The organism is Curtobacterium sp. AG1037 (genome assembly GCF_003349855.1).
GTDB lineage: Bacteria > Actinomycetota > Actinomycetes > Actinomycetales > Microbacteriaceae > Curtobacterium > Curtobacterium citreum.
This window is the reverse complement of sequence record NZ_QQAO01000004.1, coordinates 247330-261845: the sequence shown is the minus strand read 5'-3', so window position 1 is coordinate 261845 and position 14516 is coordinate 247330. Positions and strand designations below refer to the sequence as shown.

At 73.3% G+C, this 14516-nt stretch carries 15 protein-coding genes; 7 read left to right on the top strand and 8 right to left on the bottom strand.

The window, feature by feature from the left end:
• Positions 1-18 precede the first annotated feature (18 nt).
• Positions 19-198 carry a hypothetical protein gene (locus DEU32_RS08020; RefSeq protein WP_147281426.1) on the bottom strand — a complete coding sequence of 60 codons (180 nt, stop codon included), beginning with the start codon at positions 196-198 and terminating at the stop codon, positions 19-21.
• 123 nt (positions 199-321) lie between these two features.
• On the opposite strand from DEU32_RS08020, the gene DEU32_RS08015 reads away from it, so the two are divergent.
• A complete protein-coding gene (locus tag DEU32_RS08015) occupies positions 322-501 on the top strand; it encodes a hypothetical protein (protein ID WP_144800944.1) in 180 nt (59 codons plus the stop codon).
• Positions 502-753: 252 nt separating this feature from the next.
• Entirely contained in the window at positions 754-2019 is a 1266-nt protein-coding gene (locus DEU32_RS08010; RefSeq protein ID WP_114850039.1) for an MFS transporter, read from the top strand.
• A 284-nt stretch (positions 2020-2303) separates the two neighbouring features.
• On the opposite strand, the gene DEU32_RS08005 is transcribed toward DEU32_RS08010, so the two are convergent.
• From DEU32_RS08005 to DEU32_RS07980, 6 genes are all read right to left on the bottom strand, one after another.
• Positions 2304-2975 carry a response regulator transcription factor gene (locus DEU32_RS08005; protein WP_058740671.1) on the bottom strand — a complete coding sequence of 224 codons (672 nt, stop codon included), beginning with the start codon at positions 2973-2975 and terminating at the stop codon, positions 2304-2306.
• A gap of 140 nt (positions 2976-3115) precedes the next feature.
• Positions 3116-4438, bottom strand: a complete 1323-nt coding sequence (locus tag DEU32_RS08000; protein WP_114850038.1) for a hypothetical protein — start codon at positions 4436-4438, stop codon at positions 3116-3118.
• Entirely contained in the window at positions 4435-5592 is a 1158-nt protein-coding gene (locus tag DEU32_RS07995) for a sensor histidine kinase (protein WP_114850037.1), read from the bottom strand. Before DEU32_RS07995 ends, DEU32_RS08000 begins: the two co-directional genes overlap by 4 nt.
• A 296-nt stretch (positions 5593-5888) precedes the next feature.
• Complete coding sequence (locus tag DEU32_RS07990; protein ID WP_058740668.1) at positions 5889-7088, bottom strand: homoserine O-acetyltransferase; 1200 nt, start codon at positions 7086-7088, stop codon at positions 5889-5891.
• A gap of 117 nt (positions 7089-7205) precedes the next feature.
• Positions 7206-8537 carry a bifunctional o-acetylhomoserine/o-acetylserine sulfhydrylase gene (locus tag DEU32_RS07985; protein ID WP_058740667.1) on the bottom strand — a complete coding sequence of 444 codons (1332 nt, stop codon included), beginning with the start codon at positions 8535-8537 and terminating at the stop codon, positions 7206-7208.
• A 147-nt stretch (positions 8538-8684) separates the two neighbouring features.
• The gene (locus DEU32_RS07980) at positions 8685-9854 is read right to left on the bottom strand and encodes an acyltransferase family protein (RefSeq protein WP_114850036.1); all 1170 of its coding nucleotides are present in this window, start codon (positions 9852-9854) and stop codon (positions 8685-8687) included.
• A gap of 72 nt (positions 9855-9926) precedes the next feature.
• Between DEU32_RS07980 and DEU32_RS07975 the strand changes: the two genes are divergently transcribed.
• From DEU32_RS07975 to DEU32_RS07955, 5 genes are all read left to right on the top strand, one after another.
• Positions 9927-10700 carry an SDR family oxidoreductase gene (locus DEU32_RS07975; protein WP_114850035.1) on the top strand — a complete coding sequence of 258 codons (774 nt, stop codon included), beginning with the start codon at positions 9927-9929 and terminating at the stop codon, positions 10698-10700.
• A 134-nt stretch (positions 10701-10834) separates the two neighbouring features.
• Positions 10835-11368 carry a phosphoribosyltransferase gene (locus DEU32_RS07970; protein WP_217507756.1) on the top strand — a complete coding sequence of 178 codons (534 nt, stop codon included), beginning with the start codon at positions 10835-10837 and terminating at the stop codon, positions 11366-11368.
• The gene (locus DEU32_RS07965; RefSeq protein ID WP_114850034.1) at positions 11365-12084 is read left to right on the top strand and encodes a Type 1 glutamine amidotransferase-like domain-containing protein; all 720 of its coding nucleotides are present in this window, start codon (positions 11365-11367) and stop codon (positions 12082-12084) included. Before DEU32_RS07970 ends, DEU32_RS07965 begins: the two co-directional genes overlap by 4 nt.
• A gap of 9 nt (positions 12085-12093) precedes the next feature.
• Positions 12094-12774, top strand: coding sequence for a uracil-DNA glycosylase (locus tag DEU32_RS07960; RefSeq protein ID WP_114850033.1), 681 nt, complete (start codon positions 12094-12096; stop codon positions 12772-12774).
• A 146-nt stretch (positions 12775-12920) separates the two neighbouring features.
• Positions 12921-13529: a GNAT family N-acetyltransferase gene (locus DEU32_RS07955; protein WP_058740663.1), complete on the top strand. Its 609-nt coding sequence runs from the start codon at positions 12921-12923 to the stop codon at positions 13527-13529.
• A 164-nt stretch (positions 13530-13693) separates the two neighbouring features.
• On the opposite strand, the gene DEU32_RS07950 is transcribed toward DEU32_RS07955, so the two are convergent.
• Complete coding sequence (locus DEU32_RS07950) at positions 13694-14419, bottom strand: FadR/GntR family transcriptional regulator (RefSeq protein ID WP_181819229.1); 726 nt, start codon at positions 14417-14419, stop codon at positions 13694-13696.
• Positions 14420-14516: the final 97 nt, after the last annotated feature.

The window sequence follows — 14516 nt, the reverse complement described above, 5'->3', positions numbered from 1 at the left end:
CCGGCTGCTGATCGGCCGTTACGGGTACATCCGCCCCGTGTTCTGGTCGCGCTCTGCCTGCCGGAGCGCCTCGGCGATCTCCGGATCGGAGCCGTCGAAGGCACGTGACCGCGAGCCGAAGTCGTTCACGTGGTGCATCCACAGCCAGAGGCCGAACAGCGCGACGAGCACGACCACGGTCCCGATCCACCACCACATGACCGTCACGCTACCGCCACGGCCGACACGCCGCCACGGTCCCCGGGATGTCGGTGGCCGGGTGTCTCATGGGTGTCGTCGAGCCGCACCCGCGGCCGGACCGACGACCACGAGGAGCGCGTGATGACCCACGACGGCTGGTGCCCTGACTGCGACCTGCAGACGGTCGTGGTCGACGCGGACGAGCAGGGCGAGAACGGCTGGGCGACCTGCGTCGAGTGCGGCGCGGGCTGGGTGCACCGGGACGAGTTGCCCGAGCCGGCGCCGTCGGCCGCGTCTCACGTGGAGCGCCGCGCGGCCTGAGGGCTGTTCCGCAGACGACCTCCCGCTGGTCGCTCGGGCGTCTGGTCGAATCGATTCGGCCCGCCGCTTCCGCTGACCCGTTGGAGCGTTCTACACTGCTGGGACGGGCTGCATCGCAGGCTCGTCCCGTTCGCCGCCGAACCCGCACCGGTCCCGCCCCCGTCGGCCGGTCCTCTGCCGGCGCCGTGCTGCGCCGGGCCGGGACCCCAGACCGCGGCGGGCCTCCCACCCCACGTCACGAGAACAGGTCGCATGACGCTCACCACCCCGACGAGCCGCGCGCTCGCCCTCATCGCCCTCGCCATGGGCGGCTTCGCGATCGGTTCGACCGAGTTCGTCGCGATGGGGCTGCTGCCGAACATCGCCGAGGCGCTGCTGCCGCAGCAGTACGCCGTCTCGCCGGACGCCGGGGTCGCGCACGCCGGGTGGCTCGTCAGTGCCTACGCCCTGGGGGTCGTCGTCGGGGCCCCGACGATCGCGGCGATCTCCGCGACCTTCCCGCGCAAGGGCCTGATCCTCGTCCTGCTCGTCGGCTTCGTCGTCGCGACGGTCGCGAGCGCCGTCCTGCCGAGCTTCGGCCTGGTCCTGGTGGCACGCTTCGTCGCCGGTCTGCCGCACGGCGCGTACTTCGGGATCGCCTCCATCGTGGCCGGCGACATCATGGGACCCGGCAAGCGGGGCAAGGGCATCGCGATGGTCATGCTCGGCCTGTCCATCGCGAACGTCGTCGGTGTGCCCGCGATCACATGGGTCGGGCAGAACGCCGGTTGGCGGACCGCGTACGGGGTCGTGTCGGTCCTGTTCGCGCTGACGTTCCTGGCGGTCGCCGCCTTCGTCCCGCGCAGCCCCCGCGACGAGCACGCGACCATCGGCCGCGAGCTGCGGGCGTTCCGCTCCCCGCAGGTTTGGATCGTCATGGGCCTCGGCGCCGTCGGGTTCGGTGGGTTCTTCGCCGTGTACTCGTACATCTCGCCGCTCGTCCAGAACGTCACGGGGCTGCCCGAGTCGGCGGTGCCGCTCGTCCTGGTGGTCGTCGGGCTCGGCATGGTCGTCGGTGGCGTCCTCGGCGGGCACCTGGCGGACCGGAGCGTCAAGCGGACCATCTACGTCGGCATGCTCGCACTCGTCGGTGCCCTGCTCGTCACGGTCTTCACGGCGCAGTGGACGTGGGGCGTGTTCCTCGGTGCGTTCCTGCTCGGCGCGACCTCGTCGGCGATACCCCCGGCGGTGCAGTCGCGACTCATGGACGTGGCCGGCGACGCCCGCACGATCGCGGCGGCGCTCAACCACTCCGCGTTCAACATCGGCAACTCGCTCGGTGCGGCCCTCGGCGGCGCGGTGATCGCGGCCGGCTTCGGGTTCCTCGCGCCGGCGTGGCTCGGCATCGTCCTCGCCCTGCTCGGCCTGGTCGTCACCGCGGTGAGCTACGGCGTCGAGCGGCGGACCGTCCGGCGTGCGGGGCTGCGCACGACGTCCCCGTCGACGGGTCCGATCACCGCGCCGGTCCCGACCGTCTGAGTCGTTCCGTCCGTCCGGCGCGCGCGGCTGCCCGGCGGTCCTGGCCGTCCGATGAGTGAGCAGAAGCCGTCGGGTCCGTCGGACGGAACCAACGGCTTCTGCTCACTCGACAGCGCCCAGGTGTCGACAGCGCACGGGTGTCGACAGCGCACGAGTGTCGACAGCGACCGGAGGACGGACGGGAGGCACGTGGCGGCGTCGCCACGTGGAGGCACGTGGCGGCGTCGCCACGTGCCTCCCGTCCGGTTGCTGGGTGCGGCAGTCCGCCGGACCGCGAGCGGTCCCTACAGCCCGACCGGGCTGCCGTCCTGCACGATGATGCCGTCGGTGATCGCCCGCTTCCGCAGCGCGACCTTCGTGCCGACGTCGAAGCCGGCGACGCGGTACTTCTCACGGATGCGCTTGAGGTAGCTCTTCGCGGTCTCCTCCGAGATGCCGAGCTGGTACGCGACGCTCTTGACCGGCTCGCCGCCGCCGTACAGCGCCATGACGCGACGCTCCTGGGCGCTGAGCTTCGGGACGCCGCCGACGTCGCCGCTGTTGATCGCGAGGTCGAGCTCGGCGGAGACGTACTGCTCGCCGCGCTGCGCGGCACGGATGGCCTCGACGATCATGTCCGCGTCCTCGCTCTTGACGAGGTAGCCGAGGGCGCCGGCGCCGAGGGCCTCGCGGACGACGTTCGGCTCCGAGTACGTGCTCATCACGACGGTCTTGACGCCGGCGGTCTTGAGCGTGGAGATCTTCAACGACACCGGGATGGAGTCCTTGAGGTCGAGGTCCAGCAGGACGACGTCGACGGGGAAGGCCGGGTTCGTCAGGAGCTCGGGCCAGGTCGTGACCGCAGCGACGAGGGTGATGTCGTCGGCGGCGCTGCGGATCCACTCCGTGAGTGCGCCGAGGAGCATCTTGTGGTCGTCGACGAGTGCGAGTCGGATCGGTTCCTCTGGAGTCGCCATCAGGCGTCCTTTCTCGGGGGCGTGCCTGCCGATCCTAGGGGGAGCGACCGGTCGTGGCGGGCAGGTGGGCCAGGGTGTCCGGGACTCCGGCCGCTGGGTGCGTTCGTGGGGCGGGTCGCTCGGCGCGCGGTGCGGCCGGGCTACATCGACGGGTGCCGGTCGACGACGCAGTGGGCGACGACGGTGAGCACCCCGTCGCGGACCGAGTCGGTGTACGGACCGATGCGCTGCAGGGCGCTCCACGCGGTGGGGCCGAGGCGACGCCGGGGGACCCCGCGGGACTCGAAGACGATCGGCACGTCCATGCGTTCGTCGGAGACCGGGTGGCCGTCGGAGCCGATCGGCCCGAGGGTCACGGAGACGACCGGGACGCCGGGCTGGCTCGTCCGGCCGTCGCCGACCATCTGCCAGAGCGCCTGCAGGAGCCCGTCGCGCTGCGCGGGGATGAGGTGCCCCGCGAGGCCCTGCGGGTCGGCGACGCTGACCGAGCGGCCGAGGTGGTCGGATTCCGTGATGGCGTGGTAGAGCCAGGTCTCGCGGCGGCCCTCGATGAGGTGCAGGCGGAGCTCGGTGGCGAGCGACGCGGCGACCGAGGCGGAGGCATCGGACAGGGGAAGCGGGTCGGACCCGTTCGCGACGGCGTCGAGGAGCTTCTCGGCGGCCAGGTCGAGCCGGGCGAGCTCGTCGGAGGCGAGCATGCCGACGGCGAACTGCGGCGCCTGCACGTTGCTCTGCACGAGCACGCGGTCGAGCTCGCGCTGCACGAGCTGGCGGAACCGGTGCACGACGAACAGGGCGATGGACGGCGGGACCACGACGATCGCGAGCATCGACACCAGGCCCGGCATGGTGTCCGGGGTGATCGGCGTCGACGTCACCGCCATCGCGACGAAGGCCGCACCGAGCACGACGATCGCGGTCCCCACCTCCTTCGCGGGGCGCAGCGAGGCGATCGGGAGCAGGGCGAACCCGGCGGCGACCGACGCGCTCGCGGTCCGGGCGAGGTCGTGCTCGGGGAAGATCCCGACGAAGTCGAGCGTCACCACGCACGCGAGCACGACGCAGATGAGTGCGAAGGCGGTGCCGGTCAGGCGTTCGCCGTAGGTCATCAGGCTCAGGCAGACGCACACAGCGGCGAGGAGGTAGAGCGCCCACGCGGCGGCCGGGAGCCACGGGTTCGACAGCCCGGGAGCGTGCACGAGGAAGAGCGCGATGCCGGCGACGGCCTGGATCGCGGCGAGCACCGCGGCGCCGAGGCCGAGGTAACCGGTGCCGAGCGACGCCCCGGGCTTCGCTGCCTGGCGGAGCGAGCGCGCGCCGGTGGAGGTGGACGGCAGGCCCCGGGCCTGCCGCCGGTCGGTCCCGCGGTAGCGCTCCCGGGCCTCGCGGCGGGTGCGGGGTGCGGCCGCCGCGGTCTCGCCGGGCAGGCCGCGGCTGATGGTGTCCTCCGGCAGGCGGCTCACCGCGGTGCCTCCAGCACGACGGTGGTGCCGGAGCCGGGCGCCGAGAAGAGCTTGGCGTCACCGCCGACCTCGCGCAGACGGTTCACGACGCTCTCCTTGAAGCCGAGTCGTTCGGCGCCGACGGCGTCGAGGTCGAAGCCCACACCGGAGTCCGTCACCATCGCGCGGACGGTCTCCTGGTCGTGGACGATCGTCACGTGCGCCTCGCCGACACCCGCGTGCCGTCGGACGTTCTCCAGGCACTCGCCGAGCGCGAGCAGGAACGCGTCGAGCACGTGCGAGGGGAGCAGGACCTGGCCGGTGCCGTGCCAGCTGACCTCGAGCCCCATCCGGCCGAAGCGCTGCTTGACGGACTCGAGGGTCTGCCCGAGCGGCGACTCCTCCTGCCGGGTGAGCGAGTAGTCGCCGGACTGCTGCGGCTGCGGGGTCGCACCGAGCCGGAGGTGGCGGAGGAGACGGGCGTCCTCGGCGGCCTGCTCGCGCATGGCCTGCTCGGAGACCCCGCGGCCGGAGTGCGCCAGGAGCGTGAGAGTCGCGAGCACGGTGTCGTGCAGGAGCCGGGCACCCTGCCGACGCTGGGCCTCGGTCTCGCTCGCCTGGCGTTCGGCGCGGTGCGCGGTCCCGATGCTCTGGATGCGTCGGGCGACCCGGGGGATGCTCCGGGCGATCCACACGGTGATCACGGCGATGAGGATCCACCCGAGGGCTGTCCCGACCGCGGCGGCGGACAGCACGCTGCCGGACGCCCACACGACCGCCGCGAGCGCGACGGCGCCGCTGCCGATCGTCAGGGCGAGACCGGGGCGGGAACCCCGCTGCGCCATGAGCGGTGCGGAGAGCGAACCGGCGGCCAGGGGGACGACGGCGGCGGCGACCACGGGGCGCTGGTCGGGTGTCGTGCCGAGGAGCAGGAGGGCGAGTGCGCCGAGCCCGGAGACGGACGCGAGGGCGCTCCACCACGGGGAGCCGTTCGCACCGAAGGCCAGGAACGCGGCGATGAGCACGGCGATGCACGCGAGCGCACCGAGGAGGGGCATGATCGGCACCGACGCCGAGCTGATGATGCCCACGACCGACACCAGGGCGCACGTGACACCCACGACACGGGTCGTCGACCGCAGCAAGCGGTCGCGTTCCTGTGCGATGAAGTCCATCGGTGTCCTGGTGGTGACGTCAGCACCGCTCCGGTGGTTCCGGGGGCTGTGCTGGTGCGGCGGTACGGGTGTGCTGGTGACCGTCCGTCCGGGAGTCCGGACGGTCGTGCGCTCGGCGGGAAACCGGGTCCGTCGTCATCATTCCACGGGCGGCACCCGTTGTGGGGTGTCCGGCACGCCAGTGACGTCAGGATGGCGACGGGATCGTTACCCGGGCCGCGCTGCGCGGACGCGCGGCGACGGCGTCGGCGGTGCCCACGCGGACGACGGCACCGAGCGGCGCGGACGCCCGGCGGTCAGTCGAGCAGGCGGCGCAGGTGGGCCCCCACGGCCTCGTGCTCGATCAGGAACCCGTCGTGTCCGAACTCGCTCTCGATCACCGCCGCTCGGTCGCCGTCGAGGGCGTCGGGCACCCCGGCTGCGATCCGGTGCTGGTCCTCGACCGGGAACAGCCGGTCGCTCGACACCCCGACCACGAGCGTCCGCGCCCGCACCGTGCCGAGCGCTGCGGCGACCCCGCCACGACCGGCCCCGACGTCGTGCGAGTCCATCGCGTGCGTCAGCGTCACGTACGAGGCCGCGTCGAACCGCCGGGTGAACTTGTTGCCGTGGAAGTCGAGGTAGCTCTCCACGCTGAAGCGGCCGTCGTCGCCGAGCGGTGAGACGTCGCTCTGCCAGGACCGGGCGAACCGGCCGTTCAGTTCGTCGGGCGCGCGGTAGGTCATGAGTGCCATCCGCCGAGCCAGGGCGAGCCCGCGGTGGGGCCCCTCGCCCGGGTCGGCGTCGTGGTAGTCGCCGTCCGCGAAGGCCGGGTCCATCTGGATCGCCGTGCGCTGCAGCGAGTTCGCGGCGATCTGGTCGGCGGTGGTCTGTGCGGTCGTGGCGAGCAGCGCGAGGCGCTCGACCCGCTCCGGGTGGGCGATCGCGAACTCGAGCGCGTGCATGCCGCCCATCGACCCGCCGACGACGGCCGCGAAGCGCTCGATGCCGAGCCGGTCGGCGAGCTGCGCCTGCACGGCGACCTGGTCGCGGACGGTGACGAAGGGGAAGCGGCCGCCCCACTCGCGGCCGTCCGGCGCGACCGAGGACGGCCCCGTCGTGCCCTGGCACCCGCCGAGCATGTTCGGCGCGACGACGAACCACCGGTCGGTGTCGATCGCCCGACCGGGTCCGACGACGTCACCCCACCAGCCGGCCGTGCGGTGCCCGGGTCCCGGGGGACCGGCGACGTGCGAGTCCCCGGTCAGCGCGTGGAACACCAGCACGGCGTTGTCGCGGGCGGCGTTCGGCGTACCCCAGGTCTCGTAGGCCACGCGCACGGACGGCAGGCGGCCACCACGCACCCACTGCTCGCCCAGCGACTCGAAGCGGCGGGCACCGGGGTGGTCGCCCGGGCGCCAGGCCCCGGTGACGGGCGGCTTGCCGAGGGTGCCCAGCTCGGCGCCGGGCACGAGGGTGGACGGCACGGAGTCCTCGGGGGTCGTCTGCCAGTCCATCGTGGGTCCAGTCTGCCGGGAGGCTCGGCGCACCGCCGCCGTGTTACGTCAGGCCCGGCGTGTGGCCGGGCCCGCGAGCGCGGCGACGACGCTCCGCCCGCGCGCCCGGCCCGCGCGCTACGCGCGCTGGCCCTCCTGGGCGACGGCCCGCGCCGCCGCGAGCCCCGCCTCGAGGTCGGCCCGCAGGTCCTCGACGTTCTCGATGCCGACCGACAGCCGCACGAGTCCCGGGGTGACCCCGGTCGTCAGCTGCTGCTCGGGCGTGAGCTGCGAGTGCGTCGTCGATGCCGGGTGGATCACCAGGGACCGCACGTCCCCGATGTTCGCCAGGTGCGAGAAGAGCTGCAGGTGGTCGACGAACGCCTTCCCCGCGGGCACGCCGCCCTTCAGCTCGAAGGACAGCACCGCCCCGACGCCGCGCGGCGCGTACTTGTTCGCCGCCGCGTACCAGGGCGAGGTCGGCAGTCCCGCGTAGGACACCGACGCGACGTCCGGGTGCCGGTCGAGCCACTCGGCGATCTCCTGCGCGTTCGACACGTGCCGCTCGATGCGGAGCGACAGCGTCTCGATGCCCTGCAGCAGCGCGAACGCGGTGTCCGGGGAGTTCGACGCACCGAGGTCGCGGAGCAGCTGCACCCGGGCCTTCACGACGTACGCGAGCTCGTTGCCCACGGCCTGCGCGAACACGGCGCCGTGGTACGACGGGTCGGGGCTGTTGAACTCCGGGAAGCGCTCCGCGTGGTCCGACCAGGCGAACCGGCCGCCGTCGACGATCACGCCGCCGATCACCGTGCCGTGGCCGCCGAGGAACTTCGTCGCCGAGTGCACCACGATGTCCGCGCCGTGCTCGAACGGACGGATCAGGTACGGCGTCGCGATGGTGTTGTCGACGATCAGGGGCACGCCGGCCTCGTGCGCGACGTCGGACACCTTCGTGATGTCGAGCACGTTGATGCGCGGGTTGCCGATGGTCTCCGCGAAGAACAGCTTCGTGTTCGGCCGGACCGCGCGGCGCCACTCCTCGGCGTCGTCCTGGTCCTCGACGAAGGTGGTCTCGATGCCGAGCTTCGCGAGCGTGTACTTGAACAGGTTGTACGTGCCGCCGTAGATCGACGACGACGACACGATGTGGTCGCCGGCACCCGCGATGTTGAGCACCGCGTACGTCTCCGCCGCCTGCCCCGAGGACACGAGCAGCGCCCCGGTGCCGCCCTCGAGCGCGGCGATCCGCTGCTCGACGACGTCGTTCGTCGGGTTCATGATCCGCGAGTAGATGTTCCCCGGCTGCGCGAGCGCGAACAGGTCGCGGGCGTGGTCCGAGTTCTCGAACACGTACGACGTCGTCTTGTAGATCGGCGTCGCACGGGCACCCGTGGTCGGGTCGGGCTGCGCGCCGGCGTGGACCTGTGTCGTCTCGAACCGCCAGGCGGCGGCGTCGTTCGTGCTCATCGGTGCTCCTGTCGGGTGCGGTGGTCGTCGGGTCGCCCTGCGCGTCGGACGGGAGGCCCGTGGCTGCGCTGCGTCGACCGTCACGGTACGCAGGTGGCCGGGCGGGCACCAGCAGGGCCGCCACCGGGCGTAACGGACGGGGCGGACCTAGGCCGTGCCTCCAGGCCGTCGGGGTGCCGGTCCCGGGGTCGCGACGTCCCTGCGGAACAGCCAGTCCACCTTCGGCTCGAGCAGCCAGCGCATCGCGCGGCGCACGAAGGGCTGCGCCAGGAACAGGCTGACCGCGCAGGCGACCGCGACCATCAGCAGCACGTACGGCCAGGCGGAGTGCTCGCCGGCCAGGACCCCGGACTCGCGGATCGGGTACAGGACGAACGTGTGGAGCAGGTAGACGGACATCGTCGCCGCGCCGAACCGGGTGATCCACACCCTCCGGCGCGGCACGAGCAGCAGGAACGACGCCGTCAGCACGCCGGCGAGCAGCACCAGACCGAGCCGGACACCGCCCGCCCACCAGGCGTCCTCACCGAGCCCGGCGTACGAGTCGTCGTAGAAGAACCAGTGGTGCAGGTCGAACTCGGCGAACTGCGGGATGAACAGCAGGCAGGCGGCCGCCCACGCCGCGAACACCGCGCCGGCCGCCATGCGCACGCGCACCACCGTGCGGCGGGACGCCTCGTACCAGCGGTCGAACAGCCCCCACTGCCTGAGCTGCCAGCCGACCAGGAAGAACGGCAGCAGGCTGATCGCCCGACCGAGCGAGAACGTCGAGTCGACGTTGTCCGAGTACCCGACCCCGACGCTGAGCACCACCGCCCAGAACAGCGGCCACCGCAGGATCGCCAGGTACGGCAGCACGAGCCGGAAGATCCCGAGCGCCAGGAGGAACCAGAGCGTCCACGTGGGCTGCGTCGGGTTGAACTCCTTGCCGCCCTCGACGACCGCCTGCACCCCGGTCCAGATCGTCTGCATCACGATGTACGGCACGACGATGTCGGTGAACGTCCGCCGCATCCGCTGCGCGGTCGGGGTGTCCGCCGACGAGAAGTAGCCGCTGATCACGCCGAACGCGGGCATGTGGAACGCGTAGATGAACGTGTAGAGCGCGAGGGCGTGCTCGCTGCCGGCGGTCTGGCGCTGGATGGCGTGCCCGATCACCACGAGGGTCACGGCGACGAAGCGTGCGGTGTCCCACATCGGGATGCGACGAGGGGCGCGGCCGGGCTCGAGCGGGGTGGTCGGGGCGGTCGGCGCGGCGTCCTTGCTCGTGCGTGGTCCGGTGTCCCTGCTCGTGCGCGGTCCGGCGTCCCTGCTCATGCCCGGTCACGGTACCGGATCGTCGTCGGTACGGTGGTGCGGTCCGCTCCCGTCCCTTCCGTCGGAGGTCCCATGTCCCGTCTCGCCGTCGTCACCGGAGCCAGCTCGGGCATCGGTGCCGCCACCGTCCGGCTGTTCCGCTCGAGGGGCTGGGACGTCCTCGCCGTCGCCCGACGCGAGGACAGACTCCGGGCGCTCGCCGAGGAGACCGGCACCGACTGGCTCGTCGCGGACGTCACGGACGCCGACGCCGTCGCGGCGCTCGCCGCACGGGTGGCCGAGGCCGGCGGTGCCGACGTGCTCGTGAACAACGCCGGTGGCGCCCTCGGCTCGGCGAGCGTCGAGGAGTCCGACGTCGACGACTGGCGCGCCATGTTCGAGGTGAACGTGATCGGGACGAAGCGCGTCACCGCCGCACTGCTGCCGCAGCTCCGCCGTCGGGCCGCGATCGCCGGGGTCGCGGACGTCGTCACCGTGACGAGCACGGCCGGGCACGTGGCGTACGAGAACGGCGGTGGCTACAACGCCGCGAAGTTCGCCGAGCACGCCCTGGTCGGCGCGCTCCGCCTCGAGCTGAACGGGGAGCCGCTCCGGGTGGTCGAGATCGCCCCCGGGCTGGTGAAGACCGACGAGTTCGCCCTCACGCGCTTCCGGGGCGACCGCGAGAAGGCCGACGCGGTGTACGCCGACGTGCCGGAGCCGCTCGTGGCCGAGGACGTCGCCGAGGCGATCGTGCACGCGGTCGAGCTGCCGGCGCACGTCAACCTCGACCTGGTGACCGTGCGGCCCGTCGCGCAGTCGGCGCAGCACAAGCTGGCGCGGGGGCCGCTCACCCCGCGGAGCTGACGCGGGCAGGAGCCGCGCCGGGGCCGGGCTGTGTCCGTGTCCGTGTCCGTGTCCTTGTCCGGGTCCAGGTCCGGACGCGCGCGGGTCCTGGTGACGGGTCGCGGTGGACGGGGCAGTGCCGCTACCGTGGTCGGATGCCGATCAGCAGCGAACCCGGGGCAGCCGCGCAGGCACCCTCGACCGTGACCGTCACGAGCGGGCCCGAGGTGCTCGGGTGGCTCGAGTTCGGGGACGCGGCCCGGCTGCTCGCCAAGGACGTGCTGTCCTCCGGCTTCGAGCCCGAGGTCGTCGTCGCGGTCGCCCGCGGTGGGCTGATCATCGCCGGTGCCGTCGCCTACGCGCTCGGCACCAAGGAGTGCGGCTCGATCAACGTCGAGTTCTACACCGACGTCGAGCAGCGCCTGGACGAGCCCGTCATCCTGTCGCCGGCCCTCGACGCGCCGAGCCTGGCGGGCAAGCGGGTCCTCGTGGTCGACGACGTCTCCGACTCCGGCCGCACCCTGCGCCTGGTCGTCGACATCATCCGGAACGCCGGCGCCGACGTCCGCAGCGCGTGCCTGTACTCGAAGCCCGGCACGGTGCTCGAGCCCGACCACGTCTGGCGTCGCGTCGACGGCTGGATCACGTTCCCGTGGAGTGCCCTCGCCCCGGTGACGGCCGAGTCGTGAGCATCCACCTCGTCGGCGGCGGCCCGGTCGTCGCCTCGGACGCCGTCGCGCCGTTCCTGGCCGAGGCCACCGCGCGCGCCGCTGCCGTCGGCCGGACCGTGCCGCGCATCGGCCTCCTGTCCGTCTCCCGACAGGACGGCACATCGCCCTCGTCGACGGCCGACCTCGCCGAGGCCCTCGGCGGTGCCCGGCAGGCCGAGGTCCTGGTGACCGAGGTCGCCCCCGGCACGGTCTTCGCCACCTCGGTCCTCAGCGACGTCGACGCGCTCGTGATCGGCGGCGGTGTGACCCCGCACTACCTCGACGCGATCGCCCCGCTCGTCGACCAGATCCGGCTGCTCGTGTCCGACGGCCTGCCCTACCTCGGCTACTCGGCGGGCGCGATGGTCGTCGCCGACCGCGCACTCGTCGGCGGCTGGCGCATCGGCGGCGTCGAGGTCTGCCCCGAGGAAGCGTCCGAGGGGCTGGACGAGGTCGAGCTCCGCGAGGGACTCGGGCTCGTCGACCTGACCATCGACGTGCACGCCGTCCAGGCCGGCACGCTGGCGCGGCTGATCGCCGCCGCCGAGGCGGAGTTCGTCACCGCCGGGCTCGCGATCGACGAGGACACGGCGCTCGTCGTCGGCGAGGGCGCCCTCCAGGTCCGCGGCACCGGCAGCGTCTGGCGCGTCGTCGCCGGGGACGAGTCGGTCTCCGTCGCGACCATGGGCGCCTAGGCACCGGTCGTGCAGCCGCGGCCGCTCGCCGAGCTCGTCGACCCCGGGTGGGCCGAGGCCCTCGCGCCCGTCGAGACCGACGTGCACCGGATGGGGGACTGGCTCCGCGACGAGGTCGCCGCCGGGCGCCCCTACCTGCCCGCCGGCGACGTCGTCCTGCGTGCGTTCACACAGCCCTTCGACGACGTGAAGGTGCTCGTCGTCGGACAGGACCCGTACCCGACGCCGGGGCACCCGATCGGGCTGTCCTTCGCGGTCGACCCGCACGTCCGGCCCGTTCCGCGGAGTCTGGCGAACGTCTACCGCGAGCTCCGCGACGACCTCGGCGTGACGCCGCCGGCGCACGGCGACCTGCGTGCGTGGTCGGAGCAGGGCGTGCTGCTGCTCAACCGTGTGCTGACGGTCGGGTCCGGCGCCGCCGGGAGCCACCGCGGCAAGGGCTGGGAGGCCGTCACCGACCAGGCCGTCCGCGCGCTCGTCGCCCGGGGGACCCCGCTCGTCGCCGTGCTCTGGGGTGCCCAGGCTGCGTCCGTCCGACCGCTCCTCGGCGACACCCCGGTCGTGGCGTCGGCGCACCCGTCGCCGCTGAGCGCCTCCCGCGGGTTCTTCGGCAGCCGTCCGTTCTCGCAGGTGAACGCCCTGCTCGAGCAGCAGGGCGCGACCCCGGTCGACTGGTCCCTGCCCGCCTGACGCGCCGGCACGTCGGCCGAGTCTCGGCGTGGGCGACACGACTCGGGTCGCAGCGCCCGGGAGTCGTCGCCCAGCGCGAGACTCGGCAGCGCCCGCCGTCGTGGCAGCGCCTGACGGCCCGGCCGCGCCCGCACTAGGCTCGGGACGTGCTCGAGGAGGAATACCAGCGTCGCCGCGTGCTGCCGCGCCACCTGCGCGCGCCCGTGCCCGCCGAGGCCGCGTTCACCTACACGATCCGCGCCGCCGAACCCGGGGACCTGCCCGACGTCCGCGAGATCCACACGCACTACGTCCGGAACTCCTCCGTCACGTTCGACCCGTCGGCGTTCACGTTCGCGAAGTGGAAGCAGCGGTACGACGAGGTCCGTCGCCGCGGCCTGCCGTTCCTGGTCGCCGAGAACCCGTCCGGGCAGGTGCTCGGCTACGCCCTCGTCGACCCGTGGAACCCGCGCGACCGGTCGAACCACGTCGTCGAGGACTCGATCTACCTCGGCGCCGCCGCCGGTGGGAAGGGACTCGGCCGCGCCCTCATGGAGGCCCTGCTCGAGGAGTGCCGCTCCGCCGGCGTCCGCGAGGTCATCGCCGTCATCGCCGACCGCCAGGCCGAGGCGTCGATCCGCCTGCACGAGCGCCTGGGCTTCGAGGAGGTCGGCCGCATGGGCAAGGTCGGCTTCAAGTACGACCGCTGGCTCGGCACCGTCACGATGCGGCTGCGCCTCCGCGGTCCCCGCCTCTTCGCGCGCGGCCGGCGCTGACGCGGCCCCGGGCCGGAGGGGAGGCGCGTGGCGGGGTCCGCACGATCCTCCCGTCCGCCCTTCCCCCCGGTCGCGCGCGATGGCTGGTCGTTCCGGGCGTACCCGGTGCTCCGGGAACGTCAGGGATGCCCGGTTCCGCCGGGTACCGACGCGCCGCGCGCCCGTCAGGGGGCCGGTGCCTCGGCGATGAACTCGTCCCGCGTGACGCGCAGGAGCGCCGTCGCGGCGGAGGACGCGGCGTCCGCGTCGCCGTCGACGACCGCGCGCGCGACCGCCACGTGGCGAGCGGCGGCGTCGTGGGTCCAGCGGGTGATGGTGTCGCGCGACTCGGAGGTGCGGGTGCGGAGCAGGGCCTCGACGGTGCCGGCGAAGTGGGCGAAGACCGCGTTGCCGGACGCCGCGAGGAGGGCGCGGTGGAAGCGGACGTCGGCCTCGAGGTAGGCGCGGGAGTCGTCGCGGTCGCAGGCGGCGGCCATGTCGGTCGCGGCGGCGAGGACGGCGGCGGTGCGGTCGGTGCCGTCGGTGGCGTCGGTGCCGACGTTCGTGGCGGCCAGGGCGGCGGCGACGGGTTCGACGCCGAGCCGGAGCTCGAGGAGCTCCCGCTGCTGCGCGAAGTACGCGGGGGAGGCGCCGCGCCACCGGATGACGGTCGGGGCGAGGAGCTCCCACGAGGACGCGGGCCGGACGAGTGTGCCGACCCGCTGCCGGGGCTCGACGAGCCCGAGGGACTGCAGGACGCGGAGGGCCTCGCGGACGACGGACCGGGACACGCCGTACTCCTCGACGACGGCTTCGGGGCGGACGACCGTGCCCGGACGGAGCAGTCCGTCGACGATCTGCTGCCCGAGCGTCTCGAGCACCTGGGCGTGGAGCCCGCGGGCGGTGGTCATCGTTCCTCCGTGCTGGTGGTGCTGGTGGTGCTGGTCGTGCTGGTCGTGCAGGTCCTGCCGCACGTGTCTGACGTGCGGTCGTGCTGGTCGTGCGTTG